Origin of the sequence: Alteromonas aestuariivivens (genome assembly GCF_003367475.1) — a bacterium.
In the GTDB taxonomy this organism is placed as follows: Bacteria; Pseudomonadota; Gammaproteobacteria; order Enterobacterales; family Alteromonadaceae; genus Alteromonas; species Alteromonas aestuariivivens.
This window is the reverse complement of record NZ_QRHA01000016.1, coordinates 51538-58723: the sequence shown is the minus strand read 5'-3', so window position 1 is coordinate 58723 and position 7186 is coordinate 51538. Positions and strand designations below refer to the sequence as shown.

6 protein-coding genes are annotated in these 7186 nt (G+C 46.8%); 4 read left to right on the top strand and 2 right to left on the bottom strand.

Annotation, left to right across the window (positions count from 1 at the left end):
* Positions 1-462 precede the first annotated feature (462 nt).
* Positions 463-924, top strand: a complete 462-nt coding sequence (locus DXV75_RS16360) for an RNA recognition motif domain-containing protein (protein WP_115594503.1) — start codon at positions 463-465, stop codon at positions 922-924.
* Between the two features lie 49 nt (positions 925-973).
* Here DXV75_RS16360 and DXV75_RS16355 read toward each other — a convergent pair whose 3' ends face one another.
* Positions 974-2236 carry a DUF5610 domain-containing protein gene (locus DXV75_RS16355; RefSeq protein WP_115594505.1) on the bottom strand — a complete coding sequence of 421 codons (1263 nt, stop codon included), beginning with the start codon at positions 2234-2236 and terminating at the stop codon, positions 974-976.
* A 156-nt stretch (positions 2237-2392) separates the two neighbouring features.
* Here DXV75_RS16355 and trmA point away from each other — a divergent pair, with 156 nt between their 5' ends.
* A complete protein-coding gene (gene trmA, locus DXV75_RS16350; protein WP_115594502.1) occupies positions 2393-3484 on the top strand; it encodes a tRNA (uridine(54)-C5)-methyltransferase TrmA in 1092 nt (363 codons plus the stop codon).
* A 73-nt stretch (positions 3485-3557) separates the two neighbouring features.
* Here trmA and fabR read toward each other — a convergent pair whose 3' ends face one another.
* The gene (gene fabR, locus DXV75_RS16345) at positions 3558-4157 is read right to left on the bottom strand and encodes an HTH-type transcriptional repressor FabR (protein WP_115594504.1); all 600 of its coding nucleotides are present in this window, start codon (positions 4155-4157) and stop codon (positions 3558-3560) included.
* A 185-nt stretch (positions 4158-4342) separates the two neighbouring features.
* Here fabR and DXV75_RS16340 point away from each other — a divergent pair, with 185 nt between their 5' ends.
* Together DXV75_RS16340 and sthA are read left to right on the top strand one after the other, a co-directional pair.
* Positions 4343-5470 (top strand): acyl-CoA desaturase, encoded by a 1128-nt coding sequence (locus DXV75_RS16340; protein ID WP_115594501.1) that lies wholly within the window; start codon positions 4343-4345, stop codon positions 5468-5470.
* Between the two features lie 224 nt (positions 5471-5694).
* On the top strand, positions 5695-7125 hold the full coding sequence (sthA, locus tag DXV75_RS16335; RefSeq protein ID WP_115594500.1) for a Si-specific NAD(P)(+) transhydrogenase: 1431 nt from the start codon (positions 5695-5697) through the stop codon (positions 7123-7125).
* The last annotated feature ends 61 nt before the right edge of the window (positions 7126-7186 follow it).

The window sequence follows — 7186 nt, the reverse complement described above, 5'->3', positions numbered from 1 at the left end:
ATTAAATAGTTCGAAATTTATGAATCGTCGGTTGACACTCGTTAACGAGTGCCCACACAGATTGTCTTGTTATCAATTTTTAAAGAACAGGGCCGTTTCCGGCTTGCTTCGTTGTTACCCCGAAGCGAGGCGCGCATTCTACGCTGTTATTTCCCGGTGTCAACGATTATTTTAAAAAGTTTTATTTAAAATTTTCATCTTCACTTCGAACGCTTCAAGTTGTTGTGCACCCCTTGAAACGTGGGGCGCATTGTACGCATGGAAATTTTAAGATCAAGCGCTTTTTGCAACTTTTTAGCGTTCATAATCAATTTTCCATTAAACGCCTATTTTTGGCATAAAACCGACTTTCTATTGACTTTTCGAAAAACAATCTATCTAGGGCGTTGTTCATCGCGCTACAAATGAGTACACTGGAATCAGCCTCCAAATCATCACAAAAAACAATATTAAGGTAGGTTTATGAAAGTAGGCATTTTTCATTGCGCAATTGTTAGCGCAGTATTGGCAGTAGCGGGTTATTTTGTTTTTTCGTCCGCTAGCTTCGACACAAGTCTGCCACTGACAGTTTCGGCTTCGTTACTTATCAGTGGTATTGTGACTCCGTGGTTAGCGTCATTACTTAATAAGTCTTCTACCCAAACAGGAAGTTCGATGGGGTCATCTGAAACTGCAACATTGTATGTAGGGAATCTACCTTATAAGGCAAATGAAGATGCGGTGAAAGATTACTTTAAGAACTTTATAGAGGTTCAGTCTGTTCGGTTAATGAAGGATCGCAGAACAGGCAAACGCAAGGGTTATGGTTTTATCGAAGTGATCACCACGGATATCGATGGCGCCATAGACCAGCTCAATGACAAAGTCTTTCTTGAGCGAACGCTCAAAGTAAGGCCAGCCAAGGATAAGGCTGAGCAGGAATAAAGCGAAAAACCTGGGCATGCCCAGGTTTTTTTGTCTCTACTTATATTAGTTAACTGTCTACCTGCATAAATTCAGGCAAATTATCCGTCAGTTTGTTATTAAATGAATGGAAACGGTTAATGGCATAGATAAGATCCGGGACCTGCACGCCTTCCATTTGGCTGATAAGCCCATTGACCAGTACATAATAATCCTGCTCACTGGCCAATTTCCCCTTTGCGCGTTCCATAACATCCATCATTTTATCGAGATACTGGGAAACAGGGCGAACAGAACTACCATAGTTTCCTTCACCTGGTTTGCCTTCCCGGTAATGCCGGACGTCTTCGTAGGCCTGCACAACTTGGCTACGTTGCTCTCGGGTTAGTTGCAAGGCATACCCGGTAAGCTCCTGATCATCAAACCCCAACTCCAGCGCCCGCTCAAAGGCCATATCCAAATCACCAGCAAAAAAGGTTTCCGCCAAGTCATGGGTTTGACTGACTAAATCGGCTATTGCTTCCAATTCTCCCTCATCCAACTCACCGTTGAGTGAGAAATGTATACTGCCGGATTCATAATGCTGATGGCTGTATTCCGCAGCGATGTACTGTTCGTTTTGATTTGTACCCTTTTCCTGCGATGCAAGTAAGTTTCTGGCATTGAGTTCAAATTGCTCAAAGCTTTCAAACCGTAATTGCAACTCATCACCATCCCTGGTTTTTATACGCAGGCTTCCCTCTTTCGAATCGCTCGCCAAAACCTCAATCTCAGCCCGGGTAATGGTATCAACTATTTCATCAGGAGAATCGCCTGCAAGTTGCTTTTCCAACTCATCCAGTTGCCGGGCGAGCAAAGAACGACTGCGCTCAATGCCTTCTGCAATCTGCGAATCCAGCAGGCCCCCTAGGTCTTTTTCTGCCATGGCAATCCCTCTTGCCACACCGGATCTCGCCTGTTCAAATAACCCGCCCAACTTTTCCGAATTTGCGCCATTTTGCGCTGCCGATCGAATCACACCACCGACAAACTTCATGACGTTACTCGCAACCTTCTCAAAATCAAACAACGAAGCCGGCTTTTCTTCAGGCTCAGTCTTCTCAGCGGGTAGCCGTTTTTCGTCCACTACCACTGAGGTTGAAAGCGAATGACTTAACACTTTCAGACCAATAACCGTTTGGGTACTGGTAACCTGGACAGAGCCAGCCTGACGATTCTGAAATTCCGCCGCCTGTTTCAATCCTTGTTCCTGTAACTGTTTTTTAAGCGCAATGTCCGGGTGTACGGGCGCCTTCGTGTTTGCTGGCGCAGCCTTAATCTGGTCCAAGTTCATATTCAGATCCTCACTATCCTCAGCATGGTTATCGGCGCGAGAACCAAATTGTTTAATTTTAATGCAATAATATAGAGGCTGAACGGATAGTATTGCAGATGCCTGCAAAGCCTCTACAATGCCCAGCCGTCCGAATACGCCAACCATGAGGTATGTATGTCTAACCAAGCCAAAATCGATTATGCCGAGCAGCTTGAAGAAAAAGTTCAGCGCTTGTCTGCCCTATTGGCCCCATTCAGTGCTCCGGATTTATCGGTATATGAATCCGCCCCGCAACATTATCGTATGCGCGCTGAATTTCGTGTTTGGCATGACGGCGATGACCTTTACCACATCATGTTTGATCAGCAGAGCAAAGAGAAATATCGGGTTGATCATTTTGCTCCGGCGAGTCGGACAATTAATGACATGATGCAAGCTCTACTGGAGCAGTTGAAACCCTCCCAGGTACTACGTGGTAAGTTATTTCAAATCGACTATTTGACTGGTTTGTCGGGTGAAATTGTCGTCAGCCTGCTGTATCACAAAGCGTTGGATGAGAATTGGATAGCCGCCGCACAGACGCTAAGAGCACAGCTCAGCAAAGATTTTAACGTCAGCATCATTGGCAGAGCCCGTAAGCAGAAGCACATCATTGGCAACGACTTCATCATTGAAACCTTACCCATTAACGGCAAGGACTATCATTTCAAACACATTGAAAACAGTTTTACCCAACCCAATGCCGAGGTTAACTGCCGTATGATTGAATGGGCGCTTTCCGTTAGCGCCCCTTCAAGCAGTGATCTTCTTGAACTTTACTGCGGTGCTGGAAATTTCTCCCTGCCAATGGCACAAAATTTCCGTAAGGTGATTGGTACTGAAATCGCCAAGCCCTCAGTTAACGCAGCTCAATACAATATCGAAACCAACCACATTGACAATGTGGCTATAGTACGGCTTTCTGCAGAAGAGTTTGTTGAAGCCATGAAGGGTAAGCGGCAGTTTTCACGATTGGGGGAAATCGACTTGAGCAGTTACAACTTCTCTACCGTGCTGGTTGATCCTCCCCGCGCAGGTTTGGATGAGGAGTCGGTTAAAATGATTCAAGACTACGATGAAATCATCTATATCTCATGCAATCCGGAAACACTGTGCGAAAACCTAAGAACATTAATCCAGACGCACCGCATTTCACACGCGGCGCTGTTTGACCAGTTCCCCTTTACCCACCATATGGAAGCGGGTGTCAAACTGGTCAAAAAATAGGGCAAGTGACCCTGTTGAGCACAGGTCAGCATTTAAATGACTAATTTAGCCTTGCCTATAATGTGGATTGCGTTCATTTAGGTTTGAAAACAGATGCGCCCATCTGAACCAGTCTTAATTGCATTTTAACCCGGTCACCGATTTGTTGTCGCTGAGCCGGGTCAGACTCCAGCGCCTCCGCCCCAGCGCTGAATACCAGCCTCACCATGGCTTCAGCCTGTAAATTTGCCATCTGGTGTTTTACCGATAGACGAGCGACGATGTAATCGGTCAGTTCTTCGGTAAAATGCTGGATTTCCCGCAACACCGCCATGCGATAAGCGGCAGAAGTACCGGTATGTTCTCTCAGCAGCAATCTAAACACGTTGGAATTAGCAGCGATGAACTCCATAAAGGTATCAACCGATGTATCTATGACACCGCCGCCCGAATCGATGCGCCTTCTGGCCTGACGCATCAGTTGCCTGAGGGTTAGCCCTGCCTCGTCCACCAAAGTGAGACCCAACTCATCCATGTCTTTAAAATGACGATAGAACGACGTTGGTGCAATACCTGCTTCGCGAGCAACTTCCCGTAAACTAATGGCCGACAGGCTGCGATTTTCATCCAGCAAACCAAAGGCAGCATTGATAATATTCTGACGGGTTTTTAACTTCTGTTCTTGACGGCTCACAAACATCGCCCTTTAAAACGGAACGGCTATCATACTCCAATTGGCTTTGCTTGTGCGATTTTAACTAAAGCCCTGTTTAGCACCTCCAACCAGGTCGCAAAAAAGACAATTCGACACCTATTATCCTTGCCTAAATTCGTTGAAAACGCTAAATTAGCGAACAGTTGTAAGCTGAGTTTTCCGTAATGAACAAACCCCCCTTAATATTAACCAACATACTGGTATTTATTATTACCACGGCTATCGCAGTGATTGGCGTGCCTCTATGGGCTCTGACTGTCGGAGTTGACAGCGCCGAGATCATCACTGCCATTGTGCTGTTTTTCTTCACCGGCATGTCCATCACAGCAGGCTATCATCGGTTGTGGTCACACAAAACCTATGATGCGAATATTGTTGTACGGGTCATTCTGGCAATTGGTGGTGCCATGGCGCTACAAAACAGTATTTTGCACTGGTCTTCTGACCACCGTATCCACCACCGCCATGTAGACGACAATGATAAAGACCCTTATTCAGCAAAGCGCGGACTCTGGTTTGCTCACATTGGCTGGATGCTGAGGGAATATCAGGCCAACCGGTACAGCGATTACAGCAACTGCCGTGATCTGCAAAAAGACCCGGTAGTCGTTTGGCAACACAAGCATTACCTGGCTATTGTACTGGCGGCCAATTTTGGTATCACCGGCTTTCTGGGCTATCTGAATGGAAATGTTCTGGGCATGATTCTCGTGGCTGGAGTTTTTCGGCTGGTCATGGTGCATCATGTAACGTTTTTTATTAACTCCTTGGCTCACTTTTGGGGCAAGCAACCCTACACCGACAGCAATACTGCCCGGGATAATGGTATCCTCGCCCTGTTTACTTTTGGTGAGGGCTATCACAACTACCACCACATCTTCGAATACGACTACAGAAACGGTATTCGTTGGTGGCAATACGACCCAACAAAATGGCTAATCCGCGGTCTTTCATTCTTTGGCCTCACTCATAATTTACGTCGCTGCCCGGAAGAGCGGATTGAAAAGGCCCGTGCGGCCATGCAACTTCAACGCGCCAGTGCACAGTTTTCACATCTTCCGAATGCTGAGGAAATCCTGCAGAAAATTCAACATGAGTACGATGTGCTGATGCAAAAAATGTCTGATTATTACGCCGCTAAAAAGCGCCTGCTGAATGCGCGAAGAAATGCACTGGCCAAGAGCGTGGAACAGTTAGAACTGGATTTCAGATACAAAGAACTGCGCAACGCATTACTTTTACAAAAGCAGAAGTGGCTCAAACTGCAGGATCTGTCTCTGCAGTTTGCCTAAACCTATGCCTGACCGCTGTGCGATAGTTTGTCCCACAGCGGTTCATTTTCAGTTCCCCCCGAAATCTTCATACTGTTTTACTTATTGTTTCCCCTCACAATCTTGCTAGACTGAGCCTCTGAAGATGCTTCAGTGTGATGTGACCCCCACCTTTTACCCTAATTATTAGGTAGTTAAAATCATCCATTGATGTGCCAGCAACTTTTACAGAGCGATCCTGATCGATGACTAAAAAAAACTCCCCTCCGCCAAAATCTAAATTTCAGTATGACGCAATCGTAATCGGAACCGGCCCCGGGGGGGAAGGCGTTGCTATGCAATTGGCCAAAGCAGGCAATAACGTCGCTGTGGTTGAAAAATATGAAGCCGTGGGCGGAGGATGTACCCACTGGGGAACCATCCCTTCAAAGGCGTTGCGACATTCCGTCAGCCGTATGATCGAGTACAACAACACCCCTTTATTTTCTGAAAACTATCTGGTTCGTAACCTGACTTTCTCTGAAATCATGAAACACGCCAGTGGCGTAATTCGTAAACAGGCCCGCTTGCGTTCCTCATTTTATGACCGAAACAGGGTTTCGCTTTACCACGGTGAAGCCAGCTTTGTTGACAGACATACGCTTAAACTGGTGCGCCCCGACGGTTCAACCGATACCCTTACGGCGAAGCAGATCGCCATCGCCACAGGTTCCAGGCCTTACTGCCCGAGCGACATCGACTTCAACCACCCACGCATTTATAACTCTGATACCATTTTGGATCTGGATCACGATCCTAAATCCATCATCATCTATGGAGCCGGGGTTATCGGTTCTGAATACGCCAGTATATTTCGCGGTATGGGTGTGAAAGTGGATTTGGTTAATATGCGCGACCGCCTGTTGTCCTTCCTGGATGCAGAGATTTCCGACGCCTTGAGTTACCACCTGTGGAATAACGGTGTCATGATCCGCCACAATGAAGTCTACAAGTCGGTAGAAGGAAGGGATGACTGCGTCGTCATGAACCTGGAATCAGGCAAACGCATGCGTGCTGACTGCCTGTTGTTTGCCAATGGACGAACGGGTAATACGGATATGCTGAAACTGGAAAACGTGGGGCTTAAAGCAGACTCCCGAGGCCAGTTAACGGTCAACAAAAATTACCAGACTGAGGTGGACAACATTTATGCCGTTGGGGATGTCATTGGATACCCCAGTTTGGCATCAGCTGCGTACAATCAAGGCCGCTTTGCCGCAGAAGCCATGATTGCGGGTAAACCAAATGCCGATTTGGTGGATGACATCCCTACCGGGATTTACACCATTCCAGAAATCAGTTCGGTCGGCAAAACTGAGCAGGAACTGACACAGCAGAAGGTACCTTATGAGGTTGGGCGCGCCCAATTCAAGCATCTCGCCCGAGCCCAAATAGCGTCAACCCAGGTTGGAAGCCTGAAGATCCTGTTCCACCGTGAAACCAAAGAAATTCTCGGCATCCACTGTTTTGGTGAACGGGCATCGGAAATTGTTCATATTGGCCAGGCAATCATGCAACAAAAAAACGGTGGCAATACCCTGGATTACTTTGTTAACACCACATTCAATTACCCTACTATGGCTGAGGCCTATAGGGTGGCTGCACTGAATGGCCTTAACCGAATTTTCAAGGATTAGTGCGACTTGCCTGCTTTTACGAGGCAAAAAAAACCGGCTTATCAGCCGGTTTTTCTTTGAA

Coding starts and splice junctions, on each gene's coding strand:
- DXV75_RS16360 (WP_115594503.1), top strand. CDS start 463: ATGAAAGTAGGCATTTTTCATTGCGCAATTGTTAGCGCAGTATTGGCA.
- DXV75_RS16355 (WP_115594505.1), bottom strand. CDS start 2,236: ATGAACTTGGACCAGATTAAGGCTGCGCCAGCAAACACGAAGGCGCCC.
- trmA (WP_115594502.1), top strand. CDS start 2,393: ATGTCTAACCAAGCCAAAATCGATTATGCCGAGCAGCTTGAAGAAAAA.
- DXV75_RS16340 (WP_115594501.1), top strand. CDS start 4,343: ATGAACAAACCCCCCTTAATATTAACCAACATACTGGTATTTATTATT.
- sthA (WP_115594500.1), top strand. CDS start 5,695: ATGACTAAAAAAAACTCCCCTCCGCCAAAATCTAAATTTCAGTATGAC.